The sequence below is a fragment of the Streptomyces sp. NPDC005775 genome, from assembly GCF_042871565.1.
GTDB lineage: Bacteria > Actinomycetota > Actinomycetes > Streptomycetales > Streptomycetaceae > Streptomyces.
Window position 1 is genome coordinate 64,701 of record NZ_JBIAIU010000014.1, and the last position, 14,607, is coordinate 79,307.

The 14,607-nt window shown below is 69.3% G+C and carries 13 protein-coding genes; 9 read left to right on the forward strand and 4 right to left on the reverse strand.

Annotated elements, in window-relative coordinates; translation table 11 throughout:
* Positions 1 to 74 precede the first annotated feature (74 nt).
* Both ACFYPA_RS28595 and ACFYPA_RS28600 read right to left on the reverse strand, forming a co-directional pair.
* On the reverse strand, positions 75 to 200 hold the full coding sequence (locus ACFYPA_RS28595; RefSeq protein WP_389134992.1) for a hypothetical protein: 126 nt from the start codon (positions 198 to 200) through the stop codon (positions 75 to 77).
* Positions 201 to 377: 177 nt separating this feature from the next.
* Positions 378 to 1,343 carry an alpha/beta fold hydrolase gene (locus ACFYPA_RS28600; RefSeq protein ID WP_389134995.1) on the reverse strand — a complete coding sequence of 322 codons (966 nt, stop codon included), beginning with the start codon at positions 1,341 to 1,343 and terminating at the stop codon, positions 378 to 380.
* Positions 1,344 to 1,400: 57 nt separating this feature from the next.
* On the opposite strand from ACFYPA_RS28600, the gene ACFYPA_RS28605 reads away from it, so the two are divergent.
* Entirely contained in the window at positions 1,401 to 2,030 is a 630-nt protein-coding gene (locus tag ACFYPA_RS28605; RefSeq protein ID WP_389134997.1) for a TetR/AcrR family transcriptional regulator, read from the forward strand.
* Here the strand turns inward: ACFYPA_RS28605 and ACFYPA_RS28610 are convergent.
* Both ACFYPA_RS28610 and ACFYPA_RS28615 read right to left on the reverse strand, forming a co-directional pair.
* Positions 2,027 to 2,875: an ISAs1 family transposase gene (locus tag ACFYPA_RS28610; RefSeq protein ID WP_389135295.1), complete on the reverse strand. Its 849-nt coding sequence runs from the start codon at positions 2,873 to 2,875 to the stop codon at positions 2,027 to 2,029. The two genes, ACFYPA_RS28605 and ACFYPA_RS28610, sit on opposite strands and share 4 nt — an antisense overlap.
* On the reverse strand, positions 2,872 to 3,069 hold the full coding sequence (locus ACFYPA_RS28615) for a transposase family protein (RefSeq protein WP_359318087.1): 198 nt from the start codon (positions 3,067 to 3,069) through the stop codon (positions 2,872 to 2,874). The genes ACFYPA_RS28610 and ACFYPA_RS28615 overlap by 4 nt, the downstream gene beginning before the upstream one ends.
* 277 nt (positions 3,070 to 3,346) lie before the next feature.
* Here ACFYPA_RS28615 and ACFYPA_RS28620 point away from each other — a divergent pair, with 277 nt between their 5' ends.
* From ACFYPA_RS28620 to ACFYPA_RS28655, 8 genes are all read left to right on the forward strand, one after another.
* Complete coding sequence (locus ACFYPA_RS28620; protein WP_389135000.1) at positions 3,347 to 3,589, forward strand: TOBE domain-containing protein; 243 nt, start codon at positions 3,347 to 3,349, stop codon at positions 3,587 to 3,589.
* A 563-nt stretch (positions 3,590 to 4,152) separates the two neighbouring features.
* Entirely contained in the window at positions 4,153 to 4,662 is a 510-nt protein-coding gene (locus ACFYPA_RS28625; RefSeq protein ID WP_359318091.1) for an NUDIX hydrolase, read from the forward strand.
* Between the two features lie 1,192 nt (positions 4,663 to 5,854).
* Positions 5,855 to 7,138, forward strand: a complete 1,284-nt coding sequence (locus ACFYPA_RS28630) for an ABC transporter substrate-binding protein (RefSeq protein ID WP_389135002.1) — start codon at positions 5,855 to 5,857, stop codon at positions 7,136 to 7,138.
* Between the two features lie 32 nt (positions 7,139 to 7,170).
* A complete protein-coding gene (locus ACFYPA_RS28635; protein WP_389135004.1) occupies positions 7,171 to 8,112 on the forward strand; it encodes a carbohydrate ABC transporter permease in 942 nt (313 codons plus the stop codon).
* Positions 8,113 to 8,125: 13 nt separating this feature from the next.
* Entirely contained in the window at positions 8,126 to 8,953 is an 828-nt protein-coding gene (locus ACFYPA_RS28640; protein WP_389135007.1) for a carbohydrate ABC transporter permease, read from the forward strand.
* A complete protein-coding gene (locus ACFYPA_RS28645) occupies positions 8,950 to 10,044 on the forward strand; it encodes a LacI family DNA-binding transcriptional regulator (RefSeq protein ID WP_389135009.1) in 1,095 nt (364 codons plus the stop codon). The genes ACFYPA_RS28640 and ACFYPA_RS28645 overlap by 4 nt, the downstream gene beginning before the upstream one ends.
* Before the next feature lie 141 nt (positions 10,045 to 10,185).
* Positions 10,186 to 12,120 carry a cellulase family glycosylhydrolase gene (locus tag ACFYPA_RS28650; protein WP_389135012.1) on the forward strand — a complete coding sequence of 645 codons (1,935 nt, stop codon included), beginning with the start codon at positions 10,186 to 10,188 and terminating at the stop codon, positions 12,118 to 12,120.
* Positions 12,121 to 12,175: 55 nt separating this feature from the next.
* Complete coding sequence (locus ACFYPA_RS28655) at positions 12,176 to 14,512, forward strand: glycoside hydrolase family 3 N-terminal domain-containing protein (RefSeq protein WP_389135014.1); 2,337 nt, start codon at positions 12,176 to 12,178, stop codon at positions 14,510 to 14,512.
* Positions 14,513 to 14,607: the final 95 nt, after the last annotated feature.

Genomic DNA, 14,607 nt, shown 5'->3' on the forward strand with positions numbered 1-14,607 from the left:
GTGGGAGACGGTTTACGGATTCTTCTGGAGGTGGAACCGGCCCGGGGTCTTCACCCAGGGCCCCGGCAAAGTCGTTAGGTGATGCCGAGGAGGGCCAGTGCTCGGGTGCTGTCGCGGGCGTGATGTCGGGTGCAGGCGGCGATGGTGGTGATTCCGGCGGTGCGTAACGCGCCGATGACGGCGTTGCACATCGCGGCCATGACTTCAGGTCCGGTGCCCGGGCGGACCTGGCTGCGGTCTCCGTCGTAGGGGACATCGCGGACCCGGGGAATCTTATTGTTGATGGCCCAGTGCCCGCGGATCCAGGCGGCCAGTCGTGCCGGTCTGGCCTTGTGGACGCGCAGGTCGGTGATGGCGTAGACGGCTGCGGACGTGTGTCAGTCGTGCGGCACGCCTGCTACCGGTTCACCACCGAGGAAGTCCTCCAGGATTTCGGTAAACCGCTCCGGCTGTTCCTCAGCCGGATAATGGCCGCAGTCGTCGAGGATCACCCCGGTGACGTCGTCGGCCGCCAGCCGCATCGTCTGGGCGGCATTCGCGCCGCTCCAGAGCGCGCCGCCGACGGCGAGCACCGGCAGCGTCAGCCGGGTCTTGCTGCGCTGCTCGTTCTGCGCGATCGTCTCGTCCAGCGCCCGGTAGTACGCGAAGCTCGCCCGCAGCGCGCGAGGATCCGCGGTGATCGCGTCCACATAGACGTCGACGGCGTACGCGGGGATCCCGGCAGGGGTGGCGGCCTTGGTGGCGAACTGCCAGCCGAAGAAGAGCCGCTCCCGCCCTCGGACCAGTTCCTCGTTGAGCTCGGTGAGCCGGTTGAAGCCGAACTGCCAGAGCTTCTGGTTGACCGCAGCCGGGCTGAAGACCGGCGGGGACAGCACGAGACCGGGGATCACGGCTTCGACGACGGCGAGTCGGCCCACCCGCTCGGGGTAATCAGCAGCGAGGGCGTATCCCGTCCACGTGCCGATGTCGTGGCCGACCACGTCGAACCGGTCGTGCCCGAGCGCGGCCATCAGCGCGACCAGATCGGCGGCCAGCGTGCCGGCGTCGTAACCGTCGTCGGGCTTGTCGGAGAGCCCGGCCCCGCGCGAATCGACGGCGACGACGGTGTGCTCGCGGGCGAGCGCGGGCATCACCTCCCGCCAGGCGTACCAGGTCTGTGGCCACCCGCCGACCAGCAGCACCGGCGGGCCGTCGCCGCCGGTGACTGCGTGCAGCCGCAGCCCGTTCAGCTCCACGAGCCGGCTGGTGAAGACGTCGGTGAACCCGTCGGGCAGCTGTACTGAATTCAGGCTTGTCGTGCTGTCGGCCGTCCTCATCATGGAACGATCAGTGCAACTTGTCATGGCGGCGACCCTACACATCTTGAAACGATCGATACAAGATGTGTAGGCTGACGAACCATGGCGGGCCGCAAGCAATTCGACGAGGACGAGGCGCTACGACGTGCGATGCACGTCTTCTGGCGCTGGGGCTATTCGGAGGCCTCGATCGACCGCCTGACCGAGGGCACGGGCCTGGGCCGGAGCTCGCTCTACGGCACCTTCGGCGACAAGAGCACCCTCTTCCAAAAAAGCCTCCAACGGTACGCGCAGACCTACCACCCGCTGTACGACCAGGCACTGGCCGGCCTCCACTCGAGCCCGAGCGCCGTTGTGGCCGCCTACCTGCAGGTCACCCTGAACCGCATCGCCGACCCGACGGTCCCGGACGGCTGCCTGCTCACGGTGTCGGCAACGCAGTTCCCCGCCCTCGACGCGAAGGGCCAGGCGATGGTCCGCGCCATGATCGACGGCTTGCGGGCGATGCTGGAGCAGGCGTTGCTGGCGGCGGGGGCCGATGAACGCGAGGCGGCAGAGTTGGCGTTGTGCACGCTGGCAACGAACAAATCCCTGGCGGTGCTGAGCCGCGCCGGCTTCTCGAGCGACGACCTGGCAACCGTCGCCGCAGCTACCGCCCGTATCTCCGGGGGGACCACATCCACTACCTTGCGTAGTGCGATGGACACCCAGGGCCCCCGGCGAAGTCGTTAGGTGATGCCGAGTAGTGCCAGTCGTCGGGTGCTGTCGCGGGCGTGGTGGCGGTTGGCGGCGGCGATGTTGGTGACGCCGGTGATGCGGAGTGCGCCGATGGCGGCGTTGCGCAGGGCGGCCATGACGTGAGGTCCGGTGCCGGTGCGGATCTGGGAGCGGTCTTCGTCGTAGGGGACGTCGCGGACCCGGTGGATCTGGTTCTCGATGTGCCAGTGACGGCGGATCCACGCGGCGAGCTGTGCGGGTCTGGCCTGGTGCACGTGCCGGTTCGTGATCGCGTAGACGGTCTCGGTGGTGAAGCGTTTCGGCTGGTCCAGGCGGTGTCGGCGGCGGATCTGGATGGCTTGGGGAGCGTGCGGGAATTCGATGCCGGTGGAGACGCTCAGGATCTTTAGGGCGCGGATCTCGCGGCGGCCGTGTCCGCGGGCGGTGTCGCGGGTGGTGTCCGGGACGGCCCGCCAGGGCAGATCGGCCAATTGCTGGGGCAGGGTGGGCTGGTTGCCTTTGACGGTCAGTATCCAGTCGGCGCCGCGTTCGGCGAGGTAGGTGACGTGATCACGCTGGCAGTGCAACGCGTCGACGGTGATCACGGTGTTGCGCAGGTCACTGATCCGGTCGAGCAGCGGCGCGAAGCGAGTGATCTCGTTGGTCTTGCCGTCGACGCCGATGCTCGCGAGGACAACGCTCGTGTCCTGGTCACAGGCTGCGAGGACGTGCCGGGCAGGGCTGCCGCTGCTGCGTGAGCCGCGCAGAGTCTTGCCATCGACCGCAATCGCTTGTCTCGTGGCCGACTCCTCTGTGGTCGTGGCCCGGCCGGTGAGCCAGTCACCTATCGCCGCGGTCAGTAGGTCAGGATCGACGCTTGCAGCAGGCGTCGGATCATCGTCTCGGACGGCCTGCGATCAGGGTTGATACCCAAGGCGAGCATGGTCGCGGCTGGGACGTTTTTGATCCATTCGGCGATCGCCGTGTAGGAGCGGTGGCCGGCCATAACGGCGCAGACCGCCGTGCTGACTACGACCCGCAGCCGGTGCCGCACGCCGCGGCGGGCTCGTGGATCCGGTAGATGTGCCAGCGCCGTAGGAAGCCCGGCAGGGTCGGGCGCGGTGGCACCCGCTGGTGGACATGACAGTGCAGAGATCAGCGATGATGGTGGTGCGGGCATGGCTGACTTCGGATGGATCAACAAGGCCTCGAGAGCCTCGATGATCTTCCGAAACGGTCCCTGCTGCCACCGGCACGGGCGCGTCTCTACCAACTACCTCAAGCCCGACACTCCACGACTTTGCCGGGGCCCTGGGTCTTCACCTACATCCATGACCAGCTCCGTTCAGGGCTGGCCTCTCCTTATCGGCCTGCGTCCCGAGGTCATACGCATAGCAGAACACTCCGGCGCCACGTCCTTCGAACGCCCGCTGACGGGCATCGTCGAACACGTCGAGTTCCAAGGGCACGAAGCCCTGCTCCACCTGTCACTCGGCGGCCAACAGGCTGAAGTGCCGCCCCAGCCCCCGCCCTGGCACCGCCCCTGCGAACGCGCTGGAGTGCCACCGTCCTGATGCAAGGCGTCCTGCGCCGCTCAGGAATTCTCAACCGACGTCATCTTTCCCCCTTGGAGCCCAAGCAGTTCCAGACGCCGGGCCCCGCCCGTCTATGTATAGGGGAACTCGTCGTACGCGACGAGCCAAGCGCCCGTCTACCCTGTGGCGGCGGATGGGCAACGGAGGGCACGCTACGCCGCTCCACGTCGTCCCGTCCGGTCATTCTTTCGGGGGGCGCGAAAAGTATGGAAGGAATTCTCTTCCCAGAGGCCGATATCTCGGAGCTCCTCAGTGAACTTTGGCAGTCAAGAAATATCGAGGGGCAATGGGTGCACAGGCTCGCCGTTCTCCATGGGGCACACTCCTTACTCGGTGGAGGAGTCAACTGCACCCGAAGCTGGCCTCTCTGCTATCGAGACAGGCCAGTAGCGCCCGGAGTGCATGACTCCGCGTCGCCCTTTGCGTGACTTGCCTTGACTGCAAGTCAGGTGGCCTGTCGTGCAACTGTGCTTATCTGTAAGGGATTTGAAGAATCCTGCATCAATCCGATGTATTGTTGACGTAGGCTAGGGGAAGGCGGCATGGTGTCACGAGCCTCAAAAACTATCGTGTCAGCCATAGTTGAACTGGGCGGCTCTGTGTTGATGGTTCGCGAACGTCTGCCGGGAGAAGCGGAACAATGGGTTCTTCCGGGCGGCGTGGCCGAGCCTGGAGAGCTTGCCCATGATGCCCTCACCCGTGAGGTCCACGAGGAGACCGGATTGATCTTGGCCGAGCCAACGACCTTGGCCTGCGTCTCCCAGCACGTGGTAGTTGGCGATCCAGACTGGGATGGCACCTGGACCGTCTTCACGTTCCGCACGCAGGGGCCGGAGGGTGCCCCGAACCCTCAAGACCCCGACAGGCTGGTGCTGGAGGCCGCCTGGGTCCCGATCGACGAGGCCCTGATCCGCTTGGAGGCCCACCCATCTCGCCGACGCAGAGAACCGCTCATCGCCTGCCTGACCGGCACGGCACCGCCTGGCACGCTGTGGCTCTGGCCCGGCAACCCGCAGGACCCGCCAGTCGTGATCCAACCCGCAGCGATCTAGATGTATTGATCACGAGCGTTGTTGGCAGACTTGGGTCTTGAACATGACGAAGGCCGCCGATGTGGTGGAGCTGTCTAGGAACGCACCACACGGAGGTCTTCGTGTCCCACCGTAATGCCCGGCTGACAGCCTTCGGGAGGTGTCTCCTGGTCGAACGTGCCGCATCCGGTCGTCGGGTCGCACACGTCGCCGCTGAGACGGGAATCTCGCCGGCGAGGGCTCACAAGTGGGTGCGCCGTAGAGGGCCCGACGGGGGGCCGGGTTCTCCAAGGTTCTCGGGTCGAGGGTGTGGGCGTGGACCGCGAGTCAGTCGGCGGGCCGGGGTAGTGCGGCCAAGCGGTGGAATGCGGCGGCGAGCTCATGGAGCCAGGGCCAGGTCGCACCGGGCCGCTCTCGGGCGCGCCCGGGGCAGGACCGCCGGGCAGCACAGATCATCCGCAGCGGCCTGAGCGCCGGCATGCGCAGACCACATCTCCCGCGCGGCAGCCCGTGACGTTTCCCGAAGAGCACGGAGTCCCTTTCGATTTCGCCCCCGGAGCCGTCGCCGCCCAGATCCGGACTCAGTCGGCCCCAGCCTCTCCGCCCGCCCAGATCCCCGGACCCACCACCGCAAGACCGGCGCAACCACCCCTCAAGACCTTCCGCTCCAGCACCGGGGCTCACTCGTTCTCGTCGGTGCTCGCACTTCCGCTCCTCTCGGCCGAAGGGCCGGACGTCGCCCACAGCGCAACACGCTGAACTTGACGGAGAAGTGCACGTCAGCCAGGGGGCGGGAGTCATCCGATGAGGGCGAAGTTGTGCATTCTGCATTCGGGGTGACGCCGCGCGTCGCGGTGTGAGTGCCTTCGCCCTTCAGGTGGTGGGGAACCCGATGTCTCTCAATGCCTGGGCCGACGTCCCGAATGAGCCGCCCGCGATCAATACCGCCAGCCGAGGGAGCCGGACTGCCGAGGGGGCAGGAGGCGGCAGTGAGTGCGGGGTCTTCCGGGGGAGTCCTGTGCCCGCCCCCGGGGGAAGTTCGGTGGCCGCCCCCGAAGGAGCCCCGAGGTGGCCTTCACTCAGCCAAGATGTCCGTATTTTCGTCATGTGCAACCGGGGGTTGACCCTTCCCGTAAGTGGCTCTAAGTTTCTCGCAGCCCACTGGTACATCGATTAACCACATGGTTAACGTCCTGGTTGGAGACATCCCGCTGTGCGCTCATCCCTGAGCCGGCGCGGTTTCCTCGCAGCAGGCTCCGGCCTTGCCGCCGCTACCGCTCTGTCCGGCTGCTCCACATTCGCCTCGGCCGATTCCGACCCCGGCACCCTGCTCGTGCACACCCAGCTCGGCACCACCGCGCCCGGCTCTCCCACCTACAAGGCCGTCGTCGAGACGTTCCACGAGGAGAATCCGGACATCCGGATCAAGAACCTCGTCAACGGGGACGACCTTCCCCAGGTGTACGAGACCTCCCGGCTGGCCCGCAAGGAGCCGGACGTGGTCATGGTCAACCTCTACGACAAGACCCTGGCCTGGACCGATGTCGGGGCCACCGTCGACGTGAAGGGCTATCTCGACGACTGGGGGCTCCGCGAGCGCGTGCTCCCCGCCGCCCTCGAGGAATGGACCGACGCCAAGGGCAGGCTCCGTGCCTTCCCGTACTTCGCCACCAACTGGCCCGTCGCCTTCAACACGGCCCTGCTGGAGCTGGCCGGTGTCGACTCCGTACCCACCACCGGTGACCAGCTGATCGGGGCCGCGCGCAGACTGCGCGCCAAGGGGATCGCCCCGGTCACCGTCGGCGGCAACGACTGGACCGGGCAGAAGCTGCTGGCCCAGATCATCCAGACCTTCCTCACGCCCGACGAGGCGAGGAAGGTCTACACGAGCGGCGACTTCAGCGGCAGCAGGGGAGCCCGGGAGGGCATCGACTACTTCGTCCAGCTGCGTGACGCCGGCGTCTTCGCCGACAAGGCGCAGGGGCTGACGTCGGACATCATGACCACGCAGTACAACACCGAGACGGCGGCCATCCAGTCCGCGATGTCCTCGGCGCTGGCGAAGGTCTCACCGAAGGCGGCCGGACACACGGAGATAGGTGGCTGGCCACTGGCCCCCGGCGCCTCGCACAGCAAGCCGACCATCATGCGCTCGCACACCCTCATCGGATTCTGGATCAGCCCCAACGGCGTCAAGAAGCTGTCCTCGGTCGAGAAGTTCCTGCGCTTCATGTACCGCCCCGAGACGGTCTCACGCTTCATCACCGAGAGCGGCCGGGACATGGCGCTCGTCACCGACACCGTCAGCAAGGAATTCCCGCTGGTGGCCAAGGCCCAGCAGCTCGGCGACGGTGTCGGCCAGGTCCTCCTGCCCGACCTGTACGTCCCCCCGACGGCCACCCAGCCGCTGATCACGGCGACCAGCACCGCCTTCACCCGGGGAACGAGCGCGGCCGCCGTGCGCTCCGCCCTCGAATCCGCCTACCGCACGGCCTGAACCGCGCGCCCGAGCCCTCTGCGAGTCCCTTCATGACGTTGCTCTCGTCCGCCCCGGGCGGCGCCTCGGTCCGCCGGCCGGCCCCGCCCTCGCCCCCTCCCGCCCGGCCCGGCCGCCGGAAGCAGGCCGGGGTCGTCCTCGCCCTGCCGGCGCTGGTCTGGTACCTCGTCTTCATGGTCGGCCCCCTGATCGCCATCTTCGTCATCGCCGCCCTGCACTGGCCGGGCATGCTCCAACCGGTCTCCTTCGCAGGCCTCGACAACGTGCGGACGGTCCTGGACGACCCGGTCTTCTGGGACTCGGTGGGCAACACCGCCACCCAGTTGGTCGTCGCCCTGCCCGTGATGATCGTGTGCGCGTACATGCTCGGGTACTACGTCGCGCAGAAGCCGCCGGGTCACCGCGCCCTGCGCTACCTGCTCTTCATCCCCGGCCTCATCTCCACCCCGGCCAAGGCGATGGTCTTCTACGCGGTCCTCTCGCCGGACGGAATGCTCAACGGCGCCCTGGACAAGGCCGGTCTGGGCTCGCTCACCGACGCCTGGCTCGCCTCCCCGTCCACCGCCCTGTACTGCCTCATCGTCCTCGACGTGTGGAGCGGCATCGGCTTCACCGCCGTGCTCTTCGCTGCCCGGCTCGGCAGCGTGCCGGACGAGATCGGCGAGGCCGCCCAGCTCGACGGCGCCGGCCACTGGCGCGCCATGTGGCGCATCCACTTCCCCGTCATCCGCGACTTCGTCGGCGTCGTGACCATGCTCCAGTTCCTGTGGACGCTGTTCGGCTCCGCACAGAACGTACTGCTGCTCACGCAGGGCGGCCCCGGAAGCTCCTCGACAACGTTGTCCTTCCTCGTCTACCAGAAGGCGTTCATCGCGGCCGACCTCGGCTACAGCCAGACCGTCGGCGTGGTCCTGTTCCTGGTCGGTCTGGCCGGGCTGCTGACGATCCGTCGCGTCTTCCGCCAGAACTACTGATCGGAGCGGTTCCATGAAGTTCGGAAGGTCCTGGCTGCCGGCCCACATCCTGGCGTGGCTGTACGCGGCACTGCTGGTGGTGCCCCTCTATTACCTGCTGGTCTCGGCGTTCAAGACGAACGACCAGATCTTCGGGAGCCCGTTCTCCCTGCCCACCTCGTTCTCCCCGCACAACTTCGGGGAGGCCTTCTCCTCCGCGGGCCTCGGGCCGGCCATCGTCAACTCGGTACTGGTCACCGCGCTCGCGCTGGTGCTCACCCTGGCCCTGGCCATTCCGGCGGCCTTCGCCATCGCCCGTACCGAGGGACGCCTCGGCGCCTTCGTGGAGCGGGTGTTCTCACTGGGGTTCCTGGTCCCCACGTTCGCCGCGCTCTTCCCCACGTTCCTGCTTGCCGCGGCGACCGGACTCTTCCACACCCGCGCCTTCATGGTTTTCTTCCTGCCGGCCACGGCGATGCCGCTGTCCGTCGTGATCCTCGTCCAGTTCATGCGGACGATCCCGCGCGAGATGGAGGAGGCTGCGCGGGTGGACGGCGCCTCCACCTTCGCCGTCCTGCGGCACATCTACACCCCGATGTGCATGCCCGGGATCGCGACGATCCTCCTGCTGAACTTCCTGACGTTCTGGAACGAGTACCTGTACTCCCTCGTGATCATCGGCCCCGACCCCGAACAGCGCACTGTGCAGGTGGCGCTGCCCACCCTCAAGTCCCTGACCGGCACCGACTACGGCATCCTGACCGCGGGCACGGTCCTGACACTGGTCCCCGTCTGGGTGGTGTACACCGTGCTCCAGAAGCGCATGCAACAGGCACTCGTCAGCGGGGCGGTGAAGATGTGAAGGAACGTCTCGAGGGACGTACCCAGAAATCGGACGGCATGGCGGGCACGCCACCGGCCCAGGCCACCGGCCGGCCCACGATCAAGGCCGTGGCCGCCGCGGCCGGGGTCTCCACCGCCGCCGTCTCCCAGGCCGTCAACGGCACCGGACGGATCTCCGAGGCCACCCGCCGCCGGGTCCTGGAGGCGGCCGCCGAACTGGGCTGGTCGCCCAGCGCGTCCGCCTCGGCCCTGCGGCGGGCCCGTACCCGCACGATCGCGCTCGTCGTCAGGCGCCCCACGGACGTGCTCGGCGCCGACCCGCACTTCAGTGAACTGATCACCGGTCTGGAGGGCGAACTCGCCCCCCGGGGCTACGGTCTGCTGCTCCACCTGGTCGCCGGCATCGCCCAGGAGAACGCACTGTACGAACGGCTCGTCGCGGAGGGCCGCATCGACGGAGCCGTTCTGACAGACGCACGCGCCGACGACCCCCGCCCGCACCTCCTGCGGGACCTCGGACTGCCCGCCGTCCTGCTGGGCGCGCCCGACTCCGCATCAGCCGTCCCCGGCGTCGGGCTCGGCCGGCAGGACGCCGGCGTCCGCGAGGCCGTCGCCCACCTGCTGGAACTGGGCCACCGGCGCCTCGCGTACGTCGCGGGCCCGGCCGAACTGGTGCACACCCAACTGCGCCGTGCCGCCTTCGAGGACGCGCTCGCCGGGGCAGGGCTGAGCCCCGTGGCCATCCGGCACACCGATTTCACCGAACAGGCCGCCGTCGCCGTGACCGAGGAACTGCTCGCCCTGCCCGACCGGCCTACCGCGCTGGTTTTCCCCAACGACTCCATGGCGGTCTGCGGCATCGGCACGGCGCAGCGGCGCGGGCTCCGGGTGCCGGAGGACGTGTCGGTGGTGGGGTACGACAACCTGCCGCTCGGCCGCTGGCTTCACCCTCGGCTGACAACCGTGGACCAGCAGGTGCAGCGGGTCGGTGCGGCCGCCGCCCGCGCGCTGCTCCACCGCTGCGGCGAGGACGTGCCGCCTCCGGTCCTCGATGGACGCCCGAGCCTGGTCGTCCGGGAATCGACCGGCCCGCTTCCCGCCGGGTTCTGAGCCATGAGTCGCCCACCGCACACCGCCCGCGGCCCGCCTCTCACGGCCCCGCTTCGTCCCGCGGCTCCGGCCCGGCCCGCACCGGCCGTTCGCCCGCCGCACCGATCCACCCCCGCACATCGAAGAGGTCAGGACCCGACCATGCGACGCCACAGCGCCCAGCTCACCCACGACTCCGCCGTCATTCCCTGGCTCGGCGCCAACTTCTGGTCCCGCACCGGCGGCCCGCTGATGTGGCGGAACTACGACCCGAAGACCGTCCGCGAGGAACTGGCCGTCCTGCGCGACCACGGACTGAACATGACCCGGTCCTTCTTCTACTGGCCCGACTTCCACCCGGAGCCCGGCCGGATCGACGAGGAGCTGTGCGAGCGCTTCCGCGACTTCTTGGACGCCCACACGGAGGCGGGGATGGGGACGGTCCCCACCTTCATCGTCGGCCACATGTCGGGTGAGAACTGGGACCCGGCCTGGCGAGGGAACCGCGACCTGTACGAGGACGTGTGGCTGGTCGGGCGTCAGGCATGGTTCGTCTCCCAGATGACACGCCGCTTCAAGGACCACCCCGCGGTCACCGGCTGGCTGATCACCAACGAGATGCCGGGCTACGGACGGATCTACCAGGTCGACCCGCCCTCCAGCGACGTCGTCACCGCCTGGGCGCAGTTCATGTGCGACGCGGTGCGCGCGGCGGGCGGCACCCAGCCCGTCTCGCTGGGCGACGGCGCCTGGGGCATCGAGGTCACGGGCCGGGACAACGGCTTCTCGCTTCGGGACACCGCCGAGTACGTGGACTTCGTCGGGCCGCACGTCTACCGGTCCGACACGGACCGGCCGCGCCAGCACTACCGCGCCGCGTTCGAGTGCGAACTCGCCGCCGTGACCGGCCAGCCGGTCGTGCTGGAGGAGTTCGGGCTGTCGACCGACGTGGTCTCGGCGGCCAACGCCGGCGTGTTCTACCGGCAGACCCTGCACAACTCGCTTCTCGGCGGGGCGACCGGCTGGATCGCCTGGAACAACACGGACTACGACGACCTGTGGGATCAGTCCCCGTACGACCACCACCCCTTCGAGATGCACTTCGGCATCACCGACCACACAGGCCGGCCGAAGGAGCCGCTGCGGGAACTGGCCGCCTTCGCCGAAATCCTGAAGCAGGTCGACTTCACCCGCTGCCGCCGTACGGACGCCGACGCGGCCCTGGTCGTCCCCGCCTTCCTGGAACGCGGGTACCCCTACAGCCGGCCCGCCGACCGCCCGCTGATCTTCACCTCCCTCCACCAGGCGTACGTGGCCGCGCGCGGTGCGGACCTGCCCGTGGCGTTCGCCCGGGAGGCCGACGGACTGCCGGACGACGCCGCGCTGTACCTGCTGCCCTCGACGCGGCAGCTGACCACCCGTACCCGTCGGGCGCTGGAGCGCCGGGCCCGGGAGGGCGCCACGGTCTACCTGTCGTTCTGTTCGGGGGAGCACCCGGCGACACGTGGTCCGTGGTTCCACGATCTGGACGGACTGTTCGGCGTGGAGCTCCAGCTCTCCTACGGTGTCGCGGAGCCGATCGAGGACGACGTGCTGGAGATGACGTTCACGGAGGACTTCGGCTCCATAGCCGCAGGCGAGACCCTGACGTTCCCCGTCGCCGGCAACGAGGACAGCCGCGCCTACCTGCCGGTCGTCCCCGCCGGTGCGCGCGTCGTCGCTACCGACGCGCACGGCCGCCCGGCTCTGCTCTGCCAGGAGACGGGCGAGGGCCGCACGGTCCTGGCCACCTACCCGTTGGAGCACATGGCGGCCCGGACGGCGCGGGCCAACCCGGAGCAGACACACCGCCTGTACGCGGCGCTCGCCGAACTCGCCGGAGCCGCACGACCGGTGACGGCCGGCTCTCCGTACGTCGCAGCCGACACGCTGGTCCGGGAGGACGGCACGCGCTTCGTCTGGCTGGTGAGCCAGTCCGCCGAGGAACTGACCGTCCGCCCGTCGGCGGACGGTGAACTGCGCGAGCTGACGGGCGGCGACCCGGTGGTGGATGTGGTGATCGCCCCGTACGGGGTGCGCGTCCTCGAACTCCGCTGACCGACCGGCTCCGCCCGCCCCGCCTGCCCCATCGCCCGTGAAAGGGAGCCCTCCGATGTCCCAGCCGCTCTTCCTCGACCCCGAGGCACCCACAGCCGTCCGGGTGCGCGACCTCCTGGCGCGGATGACCCTCACGGAGAAGGTGGGGCAGGTCAATCAGCGGATGTACGGCTGGGACGCGTACGAGCGCAACGCTTCGGGCCATCGCCTGACCGACGCCTTCCGCGGCGAGGTGGCTGCCTTCGACGGGATGGGTGCGCTCTACGGGCTGCAGCGGGCCGACCCGTGGTCGGGCGTGACCGCAGCCACGGGCATCGGTGCGGCGGACGGTGCGCGTGTCTCCGACGCCGTGCAGCGGCACGTCGTGGAGACCACCCGCCTCGGGATCCCCGTTCTGCTGGTCGAGGAGATGCCGCACGGTCTCCAGGCACTGGACGGCACGCTGCTGCCCGTCAATCTGGCGGTCGCCGCCACCTGGAACCCGGACCTGTACGAGGAGGCCGCCGCGCTCGCCGCCGCGCAGCTGCGGTCACGCGGCGGCCACGTCGCGCTGGTGTCCGCGCTCGACCTGGTGCGCGATCCGCGCTGGGGCCGGGCGGAGGAGTGCTTCGGAGAGGACCCCTACCTCGCGGCGCGGTTCACCGAGGCGCTGGTGCGCGGTGTCCAGGGGCCGCCCGGAGAATCGTTCGGGCCGGACCGGGCGGCCGTCGTCCTCAAGCACTTCGCCGGGCAGGGCGCCACGGTCGGCGGCCGCAACAGCGCGGCCACCGAACTGGGAGCCCGCGAACTCCACGAGATCCACCTGGAGGCCGCCCTGGCGGGAGTCAGGGCCGGGGCGGCAGGTCTCATGGCCGCGTACAACGAGTTCGACGGCATCCCATGTGCCGCCAACCGGGAACTGCTCACCGGCATCCTGCGCGAACGGTGGGGGTTCACCGGTCTGGTGATGGCGGACGGGCTGGCGCTCGACCGACTGGTGCGGCTGGCCGGCGACCCCGTGGCGGCAGGCGCCATGGCGTTGGAGGCGGGGACGGATCTGAGCCTGTGGGACGACAGTTTCCCCCGCCTGGAGGAGGCCGTGCGCCGGGGCCTCGTGGACGAGAGTGCTCTGGACACCGCGGTCGGCCGGGTGCTCGCGCTGAAGTTCCGCCTAGGTTTGTTCGAGAATCCGTACACCGGGGAGCGCACTCCGGCGCCGGGGCCGGAGCAGCTGAGCGAGCGCATCGCTCGGGAATCGGTCACGCTGCTCACGCATGACGGCGAGACACTCCCGCTAGGGGCACGCACACGCCGGATCGCGGTCATCGGTCCGAACGCCGACTCCGTGCCGCAGCAGATCGGCGACTACACCGCGCCCCAGCGCCCGGGCACGGGCATCAGCGTCCTCGAAGGACTCAAGGCGGCGGCGCCTCTGGGCACGGAGATCGTGCACGCCCGGGGGACCGGTCTCGTGGGCGGCGACCTGTCGGGTCTTCCCGGGGCCGTCGCGCTCAACGCCGGGGCCGATGTCGCGGTCGTGGTACTCGGCGGATCGAGCGCTCGTGAGTCGGGAACCCGCTTCGACGCCAACGGGGCGGCGGTCGTCACCTCGGGCAACCCTGTCGAGATGACCTGCGGCGAGGGCGTGGACCTGGCGGAACTATCCCTCCCGGAAGGCCAGACGGCACTGCTCGACGCCCTGACCGCGACAGGGACCCCCGTGGTCGTGGTGCTGGTACAGGGCCGTCCGCACGCGCTGACGGACCTCGCCGGCCGGGCCGCCGCGGTACTGAGTGCCTGGTATCCCGGCCCTTGGGGCGGGCGGGCGGTGGCGGACGTCCTGTTCGGCACGGCGGACCCCGTCGGGCGTCTGCCGGTCTCGGTGCCCCGCTCGGCGGCTCAGCTGCCCGTCCACTACAACGGGAAGGATCACGGCTACCGCGGCTACGTCGACCAGCCCGCGACCGCCCGCCACGCGTTCGGCCACGGGCTGAGCTACACGACGGTCGAGTACGGTACCCCCCGCCTGTCCCGGACGTCCGTCCCGGCAGCGGAACTCACCGCCGGCACACCGAACACGACGCAGGCCACACCGCGGCCGCTGGTGTGCACGGTCGACATCCGCAACACCGGCGACCGGCCGGTGCGGGAAACGGTCCAGCTCTACGTACGCCGGGTGACCGGAGGCTCTTCGTGGCCGAGGGTCCGGGAGCTGCGCGGCTTCGCCCGGGTCGTTCTCGAATCCGGGGAACGGGCCGAGGTCTCCTTCCCCGTGGAGGAGCGGACCCTGGCCTCGGTCACCCGCGACCTGGAGCGGGCCGTGGAGCCGGGGGAGTTCGAGGTGGAGACGGGCCCGTCCTCCGACCGTACCCGCGGCGTCCGGCTGACCGTTCTGGCCGGTCGGCTCCACTGACGGCTGGTTTGCGCGCGTACACGCCCCGGGGCCCGGTGGCCTCCCGCCGGCGCCCCCTTGTGCGCACATATCCGGAGCGGACCGCGCCGTTGCCG

Excerpts from the sequence above, each read along its gene's own strand:
- ACFYPA_RS28595 (WP_389134992.1), bottom strand. The coding sequence starts at position 200 with ATGGCCGCGATGTGCAACGCCGTCATCGGCGCGTTACGCACCGCCGGA.
- ACFYPA_RS28600 (WP_389134995.1), bottom strand. The coding sequence starts at position 1,343 with ATGACAAGTTGCACTGATCGTTCCATGATGAGGACGGCCGACAGCACG.
- ACFYPA_RS28605 (WP_389134997.1), top strand. The coding sequence starts at position 1,401 with ATGGCGGGCCGCAAGCAATTCGACGAGGACGAGGCGCTACGACGTGCG.
- ACFYPA_RS28620 (WP_389135000.1), top strand. The coding sequence starts at position 3,347 with ATGACCAGCTCCGTTCAGGGCTGGCCTCTCCTTATCGGCCTGCGTCCC.
- ACFYPA_RS28625 (WP_359318091.1), top strand. The coding sequence starts at position 4,153 with ATGGTGTCACGAGCCTCAAAAACTATCGTGTCAGCCATAGTTGAACTG.
- ACFYPA_RS28635 (WP_389135004.1), top strand. The coding sequence starts at position 7,171 with ATGACGTTGCTCTCGTCCGCCCCGGGCGGCGCCTCGGTCCGCCGGCCG.
- ACFYPA_RS28640 (WP_389135007.1), top strand. The coding sequence starts at position 8,126 with ATGAAGTTCGGAAGGTCCTGGCTGCCGGCCCACATCCTGGCGTGGCTG.
- ACFYPA_RS28650 (WP_389135012.1), top strand. The coding sequence starts at position 10,186 with ATGCGACGCCACAGCGCCCAGCTCACCCACGACTCCGCCGTCATTCCC.
- ACFYPA_RS28655 (WP_389135014.1), top strand. The coding sequence starts at position 12,176 with ATGTCCCAGCCGCTCTTCCTCGACCCCGAGGCACCCACAGCCGTCCGG.